Annotated in this window: 18 protein-coding genes; 14 read left to right on the top strand and 4 right to left on the bottom strand. The window is 37.1% G+C overall.

Going from position 1 to position 17462, the window contains the following annotated elements; translation table 11 throughout:
* Positions 1-20: 20 nt before the first annotated feature.
* The 3 genes from FHX64_RS14265 to FHX64_RS08305 all read left to right on the top strand — a co-directional run bounded on the left by FHX64_RS14265 (position 21) and on the right by FHX64_RS08305 (position 3521).
* A complete protein-coding gene (locus FHX64_RS14265) occupies positions 21-1100 on the top strand; it encodes a glycoside hydrolase family 16 protein (RefSeq protein ID WP_221202169.1) in 1080 nt (359 codons plus the stop codon).
* 41 nt (positions 1101-1141) lie between these two features.
* Positions 1142-2398 carry a glycoside hydrolase family 5 protein gene (locus FHX64_RS08310; protein WP_183413313.1) on the top strand — a complete coding sequence of 419 codons (1257 nt, stop codon included), beginning with the start codon at positions 1142-1144 and terminating at the stop codon, positions 2396-2398.
* Positions 2399-2540: 142 nt separating this feature from the next.
* On the top strand, positions 2541-3521 hold the full coding sequence (locus tag FHX64_RS08305; protein WP_183413312.1) for a Gfo/Idh/MocA family protein: 981 nt from the start codon (positions 2541-2543) through the stop codon (positions 3519-3521).
* A gap of 3 nt (positions 3522-3524) precedes the next feature.
* Here the strand turns inward: FHX64_RS08305 and FHX64_RS08300 are convergent, their stop codons facing one another.
* Complete coding sequence (locus FHX64_RS08300) at positions 3525-4775, bottom strand: Y-family DNA polymerase (RefSeq protein ID WP_183413311.1); 1251 nt, start codon at positions 4773-4775, stop codon at positions 3525-3527.
* A 303-nt stretch (positions 4776-5078) separates the two neighbouring features.
* Between FHX64_RS08300 and rpmB the strand changes: the two genes are divergently transcribed.
* From rpmB to FHX64_RS08285, 3 genes are read left to right on the top strand one after another with little or no spacing between them, the layout of a single operon-like run.
* Positions 5079-5318 carry a 50S ribosomal protein L28 gene (gene rpmB, locus FHX64_RS08295; protein ID WP_183413310.1) on the top strand — a complete coding sequence of 80 codons (240 nt, stop codon included), beginning with the start codon at positions 5079-5081 and terminating at the stop codon, positions 5316-5318.
* Between the two features lie 18 nt (positions 5319-5336).
* Complete coding sequence (gene rpmG / locus FHX64_RS08290; protein WP_183413309.1) at positions 5337-5525, top strand: 50S ribosomal protein L33; 189 nt, start codon at positions 5337-5339, stop codon at positions 5523-5525.
* A gap of 11 nt (positions 5526-5536) precedes the next feature.
* Positions 5537-5689, top strand: coding sequence for a DUF4295 domain-containing protein (locus FHX64_RS08285; RefSeq protein ID WP_183413308.1), 153 nt, complete (start codon positions 5537-5539; stop codon positions 5687-5689).
* A 71-nt stretch (positions 5690-5760) separates the two neighbouring features.
* Here the strand turns inward: FHX64_RS08285 and FHX64_RS08280 are convergent, their stop codons facing one another.
* Complete coding sequence (locus FHX64_RS08280; RefSeq protein WP_183413307.1) at positions 5761-6873, bottom strand: universal stress protein; 1113 nt, start codon at positions 6871-6873, stop codon at positions 5761-5763.
* 174 nt (positions 6874-7047) lie between these two features.
* On the opposite strand from FHX64_RS08280, the gene FHX64_RS08275 reads away from it, so the two are divergent.
* The 8 genes from FHX64_RS08275 to FHX64_RS08240 all read left to right on the top strand — a co-directional run bounded on the left by FHX64_RS08275 (position 7048) and on the right by FHX64_RS08240 (position 15523).
* Positions 7048-7410, top strand: a complete 363-nt coding sequence (locus FHX64_RS08275; protein WP_183413306.1) for a DUF3276 family protein — start codon at positions 7048-7050, stop codon at positions 7408-7410.
* A 143-nt stretch (positions 7411-7553) separates the two neighbouring features.
* Entirely contained in the window at positions 7554-8591 is a 1038-nt protein-coding gene (locus FHX64_RS08270) for an aminotransferase class V-fold PLP-dependent enzyme (RefSeq protein WP_183413305.1), read from the top strand.
* A gap of 37 nt (positions 8592-8628) precedes the next feature.
* Complete coding sequence (gene holB, locus FHX64_RS08265) at positions 8629-9750, top strand: DNA polymerase III subunit delta' (RefSeq protein WP_183413304.1); 1122 nt, start codon at positions 8629-8631, stop codon at positions 9748-9750.
* A 90-nt stretch (positions 9751-9840) separates the two neighbouring features.
* Entirely contained in the window at positions 9841-10983 is a 1143-nt protein-coding gene (locus FHX64_RS08260; protein ID WP_183413303.1) for a PSP1 domain-containing protein, read from the top strand.
* Positions 10946-11422 (top strand): gliding motility lipoprotein GldH, encoded by a 477-nt coding sequence (locus FHX64_RS08255; protein WP_183413302.1) that lies wholly within the window; start codon positions 10946-10948, stop codon positions 11420-11422. The genes FHX64_RS08260 and FHX64_RS08255 overlap by 38 nt, the downstream gene beginning before the upstream one ends.
* A gap of 22 nt (positions 11423-11444) precedes the next feature.
* Positions 11445-12221: a pyrroline-5-carboxylate reductase gene (proC, locus tag FHX64_RS08250; protein ID WP_183413574.1), complete on the top strand. Its 777-nt coding sequence runs from the start codon at positions 11445-11447 to the stop codon at positions 12219-12221.
* 139 nt (positions 12222-12360) lie between these two features.
* A complete protein-coding gene (locus FHX64_RS08245) occupies positions 12361-13146 on the top strand; it encodes a polysaccharide biosynthesis/export family protein (RefSeq protein WP_183413301.1) in 786 nt (261 codons plus the stop codon).
* Positions 13147-13183: 37 nt separating this feature from the next.
* Positions 13184-15523, top strand: coding sequence for a GumC family protein (locus FHX64_RS08240; protein ID WP_183413300.1), 2340 nt, complete (start codon positions 13184-13186; stop codon positions 15521-15523).
* A gap of 82 nt (positions 15524-15605) precedes the next feature.
* Here the strand turns inward: FHX64_RS08240 and FHX64_RS08235 are convergent, their stop codons facing one another.
* Together FHX64_RS08235 and FHX64_RS08230 are read right to left on the bottom strand one after the other, a co-directional pair.
* Entirely contained in the window at positions 15606-16298 is a 693-nt protein-coding gene (locus FHX64_RS08235; RefSeq protein ID WP_183413299.1) for an NAD-dependent deacylase, read from the bottom strand.
* Between the two features lie 11 nt (positions 16299-16309).
* Positions 16310-17461: an acyltransferase gene (locus FHX64_RS08230; protein ID WP_183413573.1), complete on the bottom strand. Its 1152-nt coding sequence runs from the start codon at positions 17459-17461 to the stop codon at positions 16310-16312.
* Position 17462: the final 1 nt, after the last annotated feature.

Here is a 17462-nt window from a genome sequence, read left to right as displayed (position 1 = left end):
TAGAAATAAATAATTATTATATGAAGACCAAAGTGTTGAAATATTTTTTGTTTGTAGGTGTTTTTCTGGCCTTTTTGGGCTGTGGGAAAAAAAGTGTCGCCTCCGTAATTAATTATGGGTCTCCTACGGTGGACTTTAGTTTTAATCTTAAAAATACAACGGACAGTACAAATTATCTTGTGTTCCATTCTAAAGCTACAGGTAACTATAGTTATCTGGAATGGTCACTAGAAGGGGAGACTCTTCAGCAGGATACTACATTTGTCTATTATTTTCCCAAGAAAGGAACGTATACAGTGTCATTGACAATTTTTTTGCCTAGTGGAGATGCTGTGACTGCTTCAAAAACGATAACCATTGCTGCCGATGATCCGGCGTATGTTCCAAATAAACTCATATGGAGTGACGAATTCGACAGTACGGCTCTGAATATGAACAATTGGAATTATGAAACCGGAGATAGCGGTTGGGGCAATAATGAATGGGAAAACTATACCACGCAGAATGCCATTGTAAGCAATGGAATGTTATCTATTGTTGCCAGGTTGGTTGGCCCGGGACAACATGTTGGAGATTATACTTCGTCCCGGATAACCACAAATGGTAAGAAAGAATTCCTTTATGGACGTATAGAAGTCAGGGCAAAACTGCCAACCGGAAAGGGAACGTGGCCGGCATTTTGGTTACTTGGTGCCGATATTGGATCTGTGGGCTGGCCTGCTTGCGGAGAACTTGATGTTATGGAAAATGTCGGTTATGACCCAACATGGGTTCAAGGCTCGATACATACTCCGTCGAGTTATGGTAATACCGTCAATTTTGGGCGCGTCCAAGTGCCTGATTGTGATACTACTTTTCATATCTATGGGATGACATGGACTCCAAGTAAGATAGAATATTACATAGACGATCCGTCAAAACCTTATTATACATATAGTCCTGCAGTAAAAACGGCTTCAAACTGGCCATTCAACAAGCCTTGTTTTATCATTCTTAATCTGGCTATCGGAGGTAATTGGGGAGGAGCTCAGGGAGTGGATGATTCTATTTTTCCACAGACGTATTATATTGATTATGTGAGAGTATATTCATACCAATAAGTATTTGTTCTTGAGTTATAACATTAAACTATGGAATCCGGATGGCAACACATTATTTAAAATCGTTCATAACAGGCGTTATATCATTGTTTTTAACGATAACAATAACATCTGCCAAACCCATTGGTCAGGTAGAGCATCATTTCTTTCATGTAGAACATCAAAATCTGATAGCACCCAATGGAAAATCGTTTTTGATTCAAGGTATTAATTTGGGAAACTGGCTTAATCCTGAAGGATATATGTTTCTTTTTAATAAAACCAGTTGTTTCCGTTCTATAGACGAGGCATTTAAAGAAATGGTAGGGCCGCAGTTTGTAAATCATTTCTGGCAACAATTTCAGGATACATATATTACCCGTCAAGATATTCATTTCATCCGTGAAACAGGAATGAATACAGTTCGAATACCTTTTCATTACAAGCTCTTTACGTATGAAGATTATATGGGAGCTAATAATCCAAAGCGTGGTTTTGAATTACTTGATAAAGTAATTGCTTGGTGTCATGCCGAGGGGTTGTATGTGATTTTGGATATGCACGATGCTCCGGGCGGGCAGACAGGAGATAATATTGATGATAGCTATGGCTATCCCTGGTTGATGGTGAATACACAGGAACAACAGAAATATTGCGCCATTTGGCAAAAGATTGCACTCCACTATGCCAATAATCCGACGGTGTTAGGCTATGACTTATTAAACGAGCCCATTGCTCCCTATTTCCCTGATCTTGCAATGTTGAATCAACAGTTGGAACCTCTTTATAAAAAGGTTGTAGCATCTATTCGCCAAGTGGATAAAAATCATATTGTAATACTTGGTGGGGCTCAGTGGGATGGTAATTTTAAGGTGTTTAATGATTCCAAGTTTGATAACAATATGATGTATACGTGTCATCGCTATGGATGTGACACGGTACAAAATGCGATTCAGGATTTTCTGGACTTTCGCGCTAAAGTTAATCTGCCTCTTTATATGGGAGAGACAGGTGAAAATAGTGATGCCTGGATAGGTGGATTCCGTCGTTTACTTGAACAAAATCATATGGGATGGACATTTTGGCCATATAAAAAGATGCAAAATACCCGATGCATGGTTTCCATTCAAAAACCGAGAAATTGGGATGAGATTATCGCATTTACCGAAAAGGATCACTCTGTATTTGATCAAATCCGCAAAAACAGGCCATCACAAGAAGTGGTGAAAACTGCACTAAATGAATTACTTGACAATATAAAGTTTGTACATTGTTCTATTAATAAAGGATATATAGAAGCATTAGGGATGAACCCCTAACTTTTAAGTAAATCAGGTTAACTCAATTTTTCTATCACTCTAGTTAATTCCGATGCATAGGCGGCATAAAACAAACTGTTTCAACATTTGTTTTTGTCGCTTATGTTTTATCTTTGTGTTTCTATCTACAAAACAATAGACAATGGAAACTGTTCGATGGGGAATTATTGGTGCCGGAGATGTGTGTGAAGTGAAAAGTGGACCGGCATTTTACAAAATTGAGCATTCTGAATTAATTGCAGTAATGCGCCGAAACATAGTCAAAGCAGCCGATTTTGCAAAAAGACATGGAGCCAAGCGTTGGTATGACGATGCGGAGGCTTTGTTGACTGATTCAGAAGTGGATATTGTCTATGTGGCAACTCCTCCGCAGGCGCATGCTGAATATGCTATTCGGGCAATGAGGGCGGGAAAGGCTGTTTATGTGGAGAAACCGATGGCAATGAATTATACTGAATGCCAGACTATGATTGCTGTTTCTGAAGAGACGCACATGCCTTTATTTGTGGCGCATTATCGCCGGAGCTTACCTTATTTTATCAAAATAAAATCGTTACTTGATGCCGGTCGTTTAGGAAAAATTATTTCGGTGCTAGTCCGTCAGTTTCGGGCCCCTATGGTTGTTGATCTAAATCCAGGCGAGCACACATGGCGTGTGGATCCTACCGTCTCCGGAGGTGGCTATCTGTTTGATTTGGCTCCTCATACAGTCGATATTCTTGATTTTTTATTGGGGAGAATAATCCAGGTGCAGGGCTTTAAAGCGAATCGTGGTGGATTTTATAATGCAGAAGATAGTGTGACCGCCACCTTTACATTTGAATCTGGAGTGTTGGGTAATGCTTTGTGGAGTTTCGTATCTGCTCCTGTAGCTGATAGCGATCGGGTAGAGATTGTTGGAACGGAGGGGACATTGACTTTTTCTGTTTTTGGATTTACTCCGATTGTTTTGGAAAATGGTCAAGGTTCGCATTTGTTTACTACCGAGCAACCTCAGCATATCCAACTTCCTTTTATTCAAACCATAGTCAATGAACTGCGCGGCGTGGGCAACGCTCCTTGTCACGGAGAAATTGGTTCACGTCCTAATTGGTTTATGGATCAGTTGGTTTGCATTGATTGAAGATTATGCTTTCTTTGATTTTCCTGTTTGTGAAGTAGGTATAGTGGAAAGTCGTTCTTGTCGTGAAGGGCTAGTTGTTGCTTGCACAGCCAACCGAAGGTGATTTTTACCGTATGTTTGATTAATAGAGTCCATTATATCGCTGATTTTTTGATTTTTAGAATGATTAGTTGTGTCGAAAAGATTAGTCTGGATTCCTTCTCTTCGGGTAAGAGAACGCAGAATGATACCTGCTTTTTTATATTTTATTCCTTTTTGTGCGATCTTGTGTAGCCCTTGTAATGCAGCGTCAGTTATTTCTATCGTGTTGCTAATAGGAGTTGCAAAAGATACAGTAGTTGATTGCCATATCTTTTGTTCGTTAGCTGAAGGAAAACGCCCGTTGGAAAGGAATATTTCGATTTGCGAAGTTACCATGTTTTGCTGACGTAGTTTATAAGCTGCTGAGGCTGCAAATAAAGCCATTGGCCCCCGTAATTCTTCATAGGAGGTTATCGGTGACGCAAAACTGCGCGATACCATAATTTGTTGCCGTTTATCGGGAGATCTGTTGTATTCAAAACAAGCTTCTCCCTGTAGCTCACGCCAGGTTTTTTCGCCCACGATAGAGAAATAATGGCGTACCCACTGTTGGGGTTTATCTACAAAATCTTTTGCAGTGAAAATGCTATTGCTAGTTAAAAATCGTGCATGACGATTCCCAATGCCCCATATATCCCCAATAGGCAAGATAGTTTGTAGTTTGACTATTTTTTCGGGCGTGTCAATACATGCTACTCCTTTGTACCGCGCATCTTTTTTTGCTATATCGGCAGCGGCTTTTGCCAATGTTTTGGAAGGTGCAATGCCAACGCTTACGGGTATTCCGATTTGTCTGTGAATAGTATTAACAATATCATATCCTATCTGACGAAAATGAGGAATATCGTCTGGTAGATTTAAAAAAGCTTCGTCAATTGAGTAAACCTCCGGATTGGGTGTAAACTCTTCCAGTACTTGCATGACTTGCCGTGAAACTTCTTCGTACAGAACGAAATTTGCAGAGAAACAAGCAATATTGTATTGCTGTACTAATTTCTTAGTTTGAAAAAATGGTTGTCCCATTCTAATACCAATTGCTTTTACTTCATTACTTCGGGAAATGATACATCCATCGTTATTGGATAGTACCAATACAGGTTTTTCTTGTAAATCAGGACGAAGAATTCGTTCACATGATACAAAGAAATTGTTACAATCCATTAGGGCTATCATACCTATACCGAAATTTATTTGCAAAGATACTGTGATTCATATTTCTTTGAAAGAGGACGATGATTTATCTTGATTATTCGGATAATGAATGTGTAATGATGTTTTTTAAGTGTTTGCTGTATAGAGAAATGTATACTATTTTAGCCAAAACCAGAGAACTGAATCTGATCTGTCTCCTTAGGTTTTTGTATGCGTGAAAATATTCTTGGAAAAAAATGGGCAGACAATTGGTGGTTCATGAAAAATTAGTTACCTTTGCGCTCCCATTCTGTGAGAGAATAAATTATAAAATAAGCATACGCTATGGCAAAGACATGTCAAATAACAGGGAAAAAAGCAATGACCGGCAACAATGTTTCGCACTCGAAACGCCGTACAAAGCGAGTTTTTGATGTAAACTTATTTACACGAAAATTTTATTGGGTAGAACAGGATATGTGGATTAGTCTTAAAGTATCTGCAGCTGGTCTTCGTACTATTAATAAATTAGGCCTGAATGAAGCTATCCGTAGAGCAGCAGAAAAAGGATATTTATACATTTAATTCGAAGGAGACAGTATCATGGCAAAGAAATCAAAAGAAAGCAGAATTCAAGTCATTTTGGAATGTACGGAGCATAAGGATAGTGGTATGCCAGGTACATCTCGTTACATTACAACCAAGAACCGTAAAAATACTCCGGGTCGGTTAGAATTGAAAAAATACAATCCTATTCTGAAAAAAGTAACAGTTCATAAAGAAATTAAATAAACTAGATAACTATGGCAAAGAAAGCAGTTGCATCATTGCAAACAGGAGAAGGTCGTGCGTATGCCAAAGTGATTAAAATGGTAAAGTCTCCTAAAACTGGAGCTTATATATTTAAAGAAGAAATGGTACATAACGACGAAGTAAAAGCGTTTTTTTCGAAGTAAATATTAATTGTTAAAAAATAAGCCGTATGAGATGTGTTTTCATACGGCTTATTTTTTTATTGCGTTTGATATTACGAATGAAAAACTAATAAAGGTGTGTCTGAATGAAAAATCATTTTGTGGGCTATGCTGGGGTTAAACAGGTGAGTGAAAATATTACGTTTGTGTGAATTGATCACCATTAATCCAATGCGTTGTTCGTGGATATATGACTCTAATTCTGCTAATAGATCAGCCTCTTTGATGGTGCCATATTCGGTCTTGAATAACGGATAATGGTGTTTGATATAGTCATGTAGTCTGGCAATGAGTTTTTCATTCCCGGGATTTTCCTTGCGTGGCAATATTTGAGTAAAGAAAATCTTTTTCTTGAAGGTAGTCAATAATTGCATCATTTTTTCGAAAGCCAACAGGTCTTTTTCGTCGATGCTATTCACAAATGCAACGTTTAATTCCTCTTCAAATGCGGCAAGTGGTACGTTTTCAGGCACAGCTAAAACCGGATGCCTGCTTCTGTCAATGATTTCGGCAGTGACGCTTCCTATAAGATCCGATTCTTTTTGATCTTTCCCTCTTGTTCCCATTATGATTAATATTGGATCATGTTCTTTGGCGTAAGTCAGGATGACATCTTCCGGAATACCTTCGCGAATTTCTGTTGTGATCGGTACTTTGGGTAATTCCCCTTGCGTCATTTTGCGTTTTAGCAGATTAAACAGGTTGTGCATGTCTTCTTCCGCTTTTCGCACGAGCTCTTTAATAGTTTCGTTTTCATAAATATCATAAGATAAAGTTTCTGTGAGCTGCATCATGGAAAAATTCATGCTGTAGTAGCTATGTAAAAGCACAACGCGAGCTTTCATAGATGCTGCCATTTTGACTCCCAGATCACAGGTGCGGATTGAATAATCAGAGAAATCAACCGGAATGAGAATCTCTTTCTGATTTTTTTTGTTCAAAATATTTTCTCCTTGATGTTGAGCGTACTCCATTTCCTCTACAATTAATAATGCATGAGAAAGTTCATTCTCAGGAATTCTAACCCGAACGCCAGGCGTAATTTCAGTGGTTGATTCGTTGACAGGATGGAGTTGTACCTCAATGCCATCTTGTTCTAATAAAGTTTTTAGTACCTGGGCTCGCTCTGGTGTGTGAATGGCAATGGTCACAAAATTGGGTTCCATAATGATGTGTTTTTTTAATCGAATGCTGAATATCTTATTGCAAATATAAATCAAAAAAAATGGTTTTGTTCGACCTATTTTCTTTTGACAATTATTTGTGTTATTTGTTTGACAAATAAAAATATTATTCGCATATTTGGCAAAAATATTACAAACATCAAAGTGAATCTTGTTATGAAGGAATCTAATTCTCAAAATGAAGATATGCCTAATGACCGAGATATTTATTATTCCCAACGAATCAAAGCGGGTAAGCGAATTTATTATTTCGATATGAAGAAGAGTCGTTTTGGCGATTATTATCTGGTAATTACCGAAAGTAAAAAGGAAGTAATTGTTAATGATGCTGACAATCCTATTGTTTCGTTTGAAAGACATAGAATATTTCTATATCAGGAAGATTTTGATGAATTTCTGAGGGGATTACACGAATTGATTGATCTGATTAATATTAAAAATGATACGATTGCCCTTGTAGAAGAGCCTGTGCCAGATCATACCCCCGAAAAATTGAAGAAAGTAGGAGATAGCGCTTGATTTATTGTTGTAATAAACGCTACTCGATAAGCATAAGTAGGTGGTTGTTTTTAATAAAATGGCTATCTTTGTAGACAACTCGACCGTTATCGGGAATGATGAGTATGTAAGTTTAATGTTGTTATTTTTTTTCTTTCATTGTTGTGAAAAGTTTTGCAAGTGATAATTATTCTGGAGTTCATCCGACCATTTTTGAAGCCTTAATAGAAGCAAATGAGGATCATGCTTCTTCCTATGGGAATGATATGTATACGGAAAAGGCTGAAGCTAAATTTAAATCTTTATTCGGAGACGATACACAAGTGCTTTTTGTTTTCAATGGCACAGGTGCTAACGTGGTATGTTTGCAATGTGCTGTGCATTCATTTGAATCGATCATATGCGCTGAGACGGCTCATATTTGTTCTGATGAGTGTGGGGCTCCCGTTAAAGCAACCGGAAGCATGTTGCAGCCTATAGTTACTCCTGATGGAAAACTAACGCCTGAGCTCATTGACCCATATATAAAAGGCATAGGGAATATGCACAATGTACAACCACGAGTGATTTCTATTTCTCAAACTACTGAAGTGGGAACTTTATATCAGGTAGAGGAACTGTCACGTCTTTGTGAATATGCTCATGTCCACGGCTTGCTGGTACATTTGGATGGAGCCCGAATAGCTAATGCTGTAGCTTCTTTAGGAGTGAATGTAAAGGCCTGCACTGTGGATTGCGGTGTTGATATTATGAGTTTTGGTGGAACTAAAAATGGATTATTAATGGGAGAAGCCATTCTGATTTTTAATCCTGAATTGGCTAGAAATGCTCAATATGTCCGAAAACAAGCTACTCAACTCTTTTCGAAAATGAGATTTATTTCAGCTCAGTTTGTAGCTTTATTCGAAAATGATTTGTGGTTAACGATGGCACGTCATTCCAATCATATGGCAAAATTACTTGAACAAGAGATTAAAGATTTGCCTTTTATTGAATTTACACAACCTGTTGAAGCAAATGCTTTATTTGTTCGTTTGCCTGAGGCTATGGTAAAACCGTTACAACAAGAATTCCCGTTTTATTTATGGGATGAACAGCAGTTTGAAGCTCGTTGGATGTGCTCTTTTGATACAACAGAAGATGATATTCGTCTGTTTGTACAACACATAAAGATGCTGGCTGAATTCCAACACCTCGCTTAAATTTATTTGGGTGTCTGAAAATAATTGATTTATTATTGTGTTGTTCAGGGATATAATAGGACAAGAGACCACTAAACAAAGATTGAAGAATTTGGTTCATGAAGAACGAATTCCACATGCTTTGTTAATCAATGGTTCGGCTGGTATTGGAAAACTGTCTTTGGCATTGGCATTCGCCCAATATATTAATTGCAAACATCCAACTACCGATGATGCTTGTGGCACATGTCCTTCGTGTGTCAAATTTGCAAAACTGGAACATCCTGATCTTCACTTCGTATTTCCGATTGTTAAGCTTGAAAAATCTAAAGTTGCGATTTGCGATGATTTTGTTTCAGATTTTAGACATTTCTTACTTCAAAATCCATATGGGAGTAATAATGATTGGATGAGTCAGATTGCTTCCGAAAAGCAAGGAATGATTTATGAGGCTGAAAGTAATGAGATTGTCCGGAAATTAAGTCTAAAAACATACGAATCTGAATATAAAGTAATGGCCATTTGGCAACCGGAGCGTATGAATGCTGTGTGTGCCAATAAATTACTGAAAATTTTGGAAGAACCACCTGCAAAGACGCTATTCCTTTTGGTGTCAGAGCAGCCCGATGCTTTGTTGACAACAATTCAGTCTCGTACGCAACGAATTAATGTTCCATTAATTCATAATATTGATTTAGCAGAAGCAGTTCAAAGTCGATTTAACCTCTCTGAAGAACATGCCCGGTATGTAGCTCGTATTGCTAACGGAAATTTTCGCAAAGCCCTTGAAATAATAGAATTAAACGAAGAACAAAAATTTAATTTTGAACAATTTGTCTATTTTATGCGTCAATCATATCAGCGTAATGTGTTTGAACTAAAAAGCTGGTCAGAAATGATGGCCAAAATAGGCAGAGAAAGGCAAAAGAGCTTCATAAGCTATGTGCAAAAGATGTTGCGTGAGAATTTTATCTTGAATCTTAAACAAGAAGAATTGAATTATCTGAATCAGGACGAAATGCAATTCTCTCAAAAATTTTCACCCTTTGTGAATGAACGTAATATTGAAGCAATGATGGATCAGGTTGATCTGGCTGAATTACATATAGAGGGTAATGTTCAGGCAAAAATGGTATTTTTGGACTTATCATTGCAATTTAGTCATTTGTTGAAAAAATAGTACCTTTGTCAATTACTGATTTCGTATGATTTATTATCTCGATGAAGAATACTTTGGAGATTTTAAATTGTTTATTATATTTGTCGATCAATGGATTATATATTACTCCCCGGAGGATTCCGGATAAATAAAAAAGGAACAAATCGTACTACTGATAAAAAATTAAGTGCTGTAGATTGGATGTGCGATTTGCCAGAGACACACGACGATTGTCCTTTTGTTGAGGTTCAATTTAAAAATACACGAAAAGGATATTATCTGAATAGCAATCAATTAAAGCTCGAAAAAGGAGACATGGTTGCTGTGGAAGCTACTCCTGGTCATGATATTGGAGAAGTAACGCTTACCGGTCGTTTGGTGGAAGTCCAAATGCAAAAAAATGGGATTAATACTAAGAAAACGGAAATTCGTAGAGTTTACCGCAAAGCCCGTCCGATTGATATTGAGAAATATGAAGAGGCTAAAGCAAAGGAACATGATACGATGATCAGAACCCGACGCATTGCCGCTGATCTTAATCTTAATATGAAAATTGGAGATGTGGAATACCAAGGAGATGGTAATAAAGCCATTTTCTATTATATTGCTGACGAACGAGTAGATTTTCGTCAATTAATCAAGGTCTTAGCGGAGGAATTCGGTATTCGTATTGAAATGCGTCAGATAGGAGCGCGTCAGGAAGCGGGTCGCATTGGTGGTATTGGACCTTGTGGGCGGGAACTTTGTTGTTCAACATGGATGGGCAATTTTGTGTCAGTAGCTACTAATGCTGCTCGTTACCAAGATTTATCAACTAATCCGCAAAAGCTTGCTGGCCAGTGTGCAAAACTGAAATGTTGTATTAATTACGAGTTGGATTCGTATATGGATGTTCAGAAAGACTTTCCATCCAAAGATATTCCTCTTGAAGCACTTACAGGTACCTATTATCACTTTAAAACAGACGTATTTAAACGCCAGATGACTTATTCGTCTGCTCCTGGAATAGCTGCCAATTTGGTTGTCCTTTCAGTCGATCGCGTTAAAGAAATTCTTGCGTTGAATCGTAAAGGGGAGAAAGTTGGTTCTCTGGAAGAAAAACGCGAAGAAAAGTCCAATGTAGTTAATGTGGATTTTCAAAATGTGGTAGGACAAGACAGCGTAACTCGTTTTGATCCAGCAAAAAAGAAAAAACATAAATCTCGAAATAAAAAACATGGGCCTGCAAATCGTCCGCAAAGCGCTAATTCATAGCTTTTGGTTGGGATGCGGAGTTTTACTCCTTGGGTGTAACTCAAATGCTCTCTATAATCATTTCCATTCGCTGCCTTCAACCGGGTGGAGTAAAGATAGCATTGTGTATTTTGTTGTACCAGTGCATGATACAACTGCTCAATATAATGTGATTGTTAATCTAAGGCATCAATCATCGTATCCATATCAAAATTTCTGGATGTTTATTGATGAGCAATCCCCAAAAGGGATTGTTTCAAAAGACACTGTAGAATGTTATTTGGCTGATGATCGTGGCAAATGGTTGGGAAGCGGATTTAGTGTCTATTCAATGCCTGTATTAATAGCGCACAATAAAAGATTTAAATCTCATGGAAATTATATTTTTACAATTCGACAAGGCATGCGTGATGATGCCTTGCCGGGTATAGATGCAATTGGATTGGAAATAGATAAATGAAGTTATAAAAATGGGAACAACTATGCAAATTACTATTATTGGAGCCGGTAATATGGGTGGCGCCATTGCAAAAGGGCTATTTCAACATAAAAAGGATTTTGATAGTTTGAAAATCTGTTTGGCTGATGTAAGCCAGGAGAAACTGGAGAAATCTTCTTCCTATTGCGATCACATATTTACAGATAATGTGGAAGCTGTTGCAAATGCGGATATTATTATCATCGCGGTAAAACCTTGGTTGGTAGAGATTGTCCTTGAGGAAATTAATGCATCACTTAATCCTGATCGTCATATTTTGGTGTCCATTGCGGCAGGAATTACCTTAGAATCTATTAACAGAAAATTGCAATATGTTTTTCCAGTGTATCGTTTAATTCCAAACACAGCAATTGCTTTAGGTGAAAGTATGACTTTAATTGCTTCTCAGAATACTACAGATGAGCAAGATATAATGATAAGCAGTTTAATGGAAAAGTTAGGGAAGGTGATGTTTATTCCAGAAACATTAATGAGTGCAGCAACTTCACTGACATCTTGTGGTATAGCATATGCGCTACGATATGTCAGAGCGGCCACTGAAGGTGGCGTGGAAATGGGATTTTCTCCGATGCAGGCTCAGCAAATGATAGCGCAAACTTTAATTGGAGCTGCAACTTTGTTGTTAGATGATAGTGCTCATGCGGAAGTCGAAATAGACAAAGTAACTACTCCTGGTGGATTAACTATAAAGGGCTTAAATGCTATGGAAGAAGCCGGATTTACCCGTGCTGTGATTGCAGGGCTTAAAGCAAGTCGCTAATTGAAACCAGATGTTTACCATATAGTGAGTTGTTTTACCTTTATCTAAATAAGACTACTTATTTAGATAAAGAAAGAGATTTATTCTGTGTCCTAGATTGACTGATCCAATACAAATATTATAGTACAAAGGTAATCGGATGAAAAAGCTATTATTATTGATTGTAATCCCAACTTTGTTACTCTCGTGTGCTTCCAATAAGAACATTCCTTATTTTAGGGATATTCCATTGAATGCACATTTAATGTCTGATACCACTTTGCTACCTCCTGATGTTCATATTGTGATTGGAGATGCTCTTTCTATCACTGTTGCTACCATAGATCCAACCGCCTCTCTACCTTTTAATCTCCCTATTGCATCATATGTAGCACCTGGTTCGGAGCAATTGTATTCTACTCCAAATTTTCAACCCTATATTGTGGATAACTCAGGTATGATTACTTTTCCTGTAATAGGGAAAATCCACGTAGCAGGGTTAAATAAAGATGAAGTTGTACATCTTCTGAAGCAAAAATTATTGCCTTACTTGAAAAATCCTGTGGTTGTTTTACAAATTATGAATTTTAAAGTGACTGTTTTGGGAGAAGTAAATCATCCCGGAACTTATACTATTCCCAATAATCAGGTTACCATTTTGCAAGCGTTAGGATATGCAGGTGATATGACAGTGTTTGGCAAGCGGAGTAATGTGCTATTAGTTCGTGACTATGACGGGAAAAAAGAATATGTGCGCATTAACTTTAATAAATCAGCATTATTGAATTCCCCATATTATTATCTACACCAGAACGACGTGCTATATGTGGAACCTAATAGTACTAAGATAATTAATGCTGATAACCAGAATACTTCCTTGTATATTTCTGTTATTTCAACATTAGTGACAACCATAGCTGTGTTAGTCTCATTGTTTAGAAAATAAGCATTTTATTTGATTTGTCAAGATTAAATTTGTTTGTATGCAATTCCAACAGCCTAATCAAAAATCTGAAAATCAAAAAGAAGAGATTGATATTATCGAATTATTATTTTTTTATGTAACAAAGTGGCGTTATTTTGTTGTTGTTATTGCAGCATCTTTGTTATTAGCTTTCCTATATTTAAAGATTGCAGCACCTAAATATCAAGTAACAGGAGCTATTTTATTAAGAAGTGATGATAAAAGTGATCTTGCATCAAAACTATCTCAATTAGGCGATTTTGGATTGTCCCTTGGGAAAAAACAAGCTGATGATGAGATTTATGTAATTAAATCAGAGCGGTTGATTGGTAAAATGATTGGACAACTTGGATTGCAAAAACAATATTATTTGAAGCAAGGTTTTAAGTATCAGGAACAATACCCTGTTTCTCCGATAAGTGTATCCATTCCACAATCACTACAAGATAGTTTATTGGGTACGATTGAGATGTATATTACCAGAAACAATAATGTTTATAAAGTAAATGCCGTTTATAACAAGGATAATAAAGAAGATTTTAGTTGTATCATTCATAAAATAGATGGAACATATGTAACGCCATGGGGCAATTTTACTTTTCATCAAAATCGATCTTTTAAAAATGGAGAAAAATTAAAGATCAATATTATTCCCTTACCTAACCAAATTGAATCATACGAGAAGTTGCTTTCTGTTACATTGGCACGTAAAGAATCGAATGTTATTGACCTTTCTCTTGTGGTTGCCAATAAACAAAAAGGGAGAGACATTATTAATACAATGATTTCATTGTATAATGCAGATGCTCTTAATGACAAAAGTTTAATGGCCGCCAGAACTGCTGAATTTGTAGAAGAGAGATTGAACAAAATTTCGGTAGAGTTATCTGAGGTGGAAAGTCAGATTGAAGAATATAAAATGGCTCATAATATCGCAGATATCCCAGATCAAACTAAGATTATTCTGGCTTCATCGAATGAGTATCGGAAACAACTTACAACATTAGAAATTCAGCTTAATGGAGTGAAGTGGGTAGAACAACAACTTAAAACGCCAGTGGATCAGTATGCTTTAATACCTTCTGATCTTGGTATTCAAGATAAAGGACTGGTTGATATTATTGGGGATTATGATGTTTTGTTGCTACAAAGATTAAGACTTTTGCAATCTACAAACGAAAGGAATCCTGTATTACAACAACTGGAGACAAAAATTAAGATGGTCCAAAAGAATATTTTATCCAGTGTTATAAATATTCATTCTACTTTAGTAATTGCCAAGAATAGTTTGATTAAAAAAAATGAGGCTTGTCTTGCTCAAATTGATCAAATTCCAGTTATTGAACGTCAATATACAGAAATAAAACGACAACAAGAGATAAAGCAGAATCTATATCTTTTCCTCCTACAGAAGAGAGAAGAAAATGCTCTTTCATTGGCTGCTGCTGTTACTTCAACTAAGATTGTTGATCCGGCTTTTGTATCTCCTTTCCCTATATTCCCTAAAAAGAAAGTAATTTTAATTGTAGCATTTCTACTAGCGATTTTTCTGACCATAGCTTATTTGTATATCTATGAGATAATGCATAACAAGATATCATCAAGGAAAGAAATTGAAAAGATGACATCTTTGCCTATTTTGGGTGAAATCGGGATATTTAGAGGTGAAGAGAGAATTCTGATTCAAGAAGGAGATAATTCCAACTTCTCAGAAATGTTCCGAATGATTCGGTCTAATTTAAGTTTTCTTTTGGCGGCTAAGCAGGGAAAACGAGTGCTTGTGACTTCTAGCGTGTCAAACGAAGGGAAAAGCGTGGTAGCTATTAATCTTGCTTTAGCAATGGCAATGCTTGGCAAGAAAACGATAATAGTTGGGATGGATATAAGAGTTCCTCGCTTAGCAGAATATACCCACATGGATGTAAAAGCAGGAGTTACTGATTTTTTGGCTAATTCATCTGCCTCTCTTGAAAAATTGATCTTTCCTTCATCATTGCATCCATATTTGTCGATTTTACAATCGGGAGTTGTACCACCAAATCCAACTGAATTGCTTTTAACTTCAAGAGTAGAAGAATTATTTGAACAATTAGATGCCTTATTTGATTATATTATTATTGATTCAGCTCCTGTTGGGCTAGTTGCCGATACGTTGGCATTAAACCGAATTGCTGATGCAGTAGTGTATGTTTGTAGGCAAGATGTTACTCCTAAGCATTCTGTACAACATTTACAGAACTTAGTTCAGGAGAAGCATCTTTCCAATGTAGGAGTTATTCTTAACGGCGTAGATATGAAATCTGGCTATTACCGATATGGTTATGGCGTGGTTGGGTATGCGGATAAAAAGAAAAGATGATTCCCGCTCTCCAAAACAATAATTTAAAATTGATAGGAGAGTATCGTGGGTGTAGTGGTCAAATACCCTTTTTTATGTTGTGTTATCTTGATTTTAATAAGTCTTCTAAGATAGGTATCCCCAAGGAAGCTGGCTGCTGTATGAAATGGATTTCCTGATTTTTTGAAGTTTCTACTGGCTGTGGATCAATTAAATAAATTGGAGTTCCCGAAGATAAATAATGAATCAGACCTGCTGCTGGGTAGACATTCATTGAGGTACCTACAATGGCAAAAATATCTGCCTGTTGTGTTATGTCTATCGCTTGTTCTATGGCCGGAACTGACTCTCCGAACCAAACCACAAAAGGACGTAATTGACATCCAAGCGGGCATTTGTCTCCTAATTTGATATATGGTGCTTCTTCTGGTAATGTAATGATATAAGATGGATTGCAGGATGAGCAAACTTTATTTAATTCTCCATGAAGGTGCAGAACATGTGTGCTCCCTGCTTTTTCATGCAAATTATCGATGTTTTGCGTAATAATGTCAACTTTGAAGAATTCTTCGAGTCGAACCAAGCCTTTGTGCCCATCATTAGGCGAGGCAGTTAATAATTCTGCTCTTCGTTTGGCATAAAAATTGAGCACTAATGTGGGGTTTGTAGCCCAACCTTCAGGGCTGGCAACATCTTCTACACGATAAGATTCCCATAAGCCACCTGAATCACGAAAGGTGCGAATTCCGCTTTCTGCACTAATTCCTGCCCCAGTAAGTACTACCAGCCTTTTCATGAGACGAAAGATTATTTAATAGCTTCTCTATAGTTAATTAAGGGATTTGCGTAAATCTCCAGAAGTTTTTGTTTCAAAAAAGCTTCATCCTTGTGTTCTAAATCAATTTTTGCAATTTGTGCTTGGATATAATAGTCGAATTGTTGTTGTTCTTCAAGGGTGTATTCTCCAACCTTTTGATCAGGAAACAACTGATCAAATGCTACTTTATTTGAGTTGTAAATTTGATAATTTTGATGTATCTCCTGATCGATTAGCTTTGCAATGGTACTGAATTGTTCTGATCTTGGTAAAGCATGCAATCGATCAACAGGAAGACTTAGTTGTTTCCCAATTTTATAGACTACTTTTCCTTTGAAACCGGTAATCCCCGTTTCCATACTTATTAGATCGTCTTTGGGGCTTTTTTGAAAACAAGGATCATCCCTCCTTTGTTGTAATTCTTTCGCTTTTAGAAAATCACACGGATCATATTCATATGATATGATGAGAGGACGTATCGCAAGAGATGCCAAGTTTTCAACAGGTGATTGATCTCCTGACATGGCAAGCATTTTTAGTAAACTTTCCTGGGTGCGGTCATTACTGTCTTTGGCTCTTCCTTCCCGTTGTGCAAGCCAAACTGATTGATGTTTGTTTTTGATTGCATAATGGATATAATCGGACAAATGACGGGAAGCCTCTAATTGGGCTCGGCCTCGTAGCCCTCTTTGCACGATAAAACTTTTATTTAGTCTGACTAAGGTTTCGATCCAGCTTTCAAGCAGTAGATTATTACCAACTGCAACTTCTACCGTATCAAACCCTTTTTCTAATAGTTTTACACATAAATAAGAAGCATCTAATGTTATATCTCTATGATTAGAAAGGAAAAGGTAATTTTGAGTTACTGAAAGTTGTTCTGTCCCCAACAAATAGATTCCGTTGCTCGTTTGTGCTTCTAGGTCTCTTAAAAATGGGCGTGCTATTTTTTGTTGAAAGTCTCCGACTGTCGTAATACTGCGAAATTGTGCCTTGACAACTTCTATGGGAAGCGTAGGGAACGAAACGGTAAGGATACGAACAAATTTTGGCTCTTCAAGCAATTGTTGAATAGCATTTGGAATATCCTGTTCATTTAGTGGAGCAATGTCATCAAAGTTACTAGAAGGCGTGAGTTTCATT

It is taken from the genome of Microbacter margulisiae (genome assembly GCF_014192515.1).
Classification (GTDB): domain Bacteria; phylum Bacteroidota; class Bacteroidia; order Bacteroidales; family Paludibacteraceae; genus Microbacter; species Microbacter margulisiae.
This window is presented reverse-complemented; position numbering and strand designations above follow the sequence as displayed.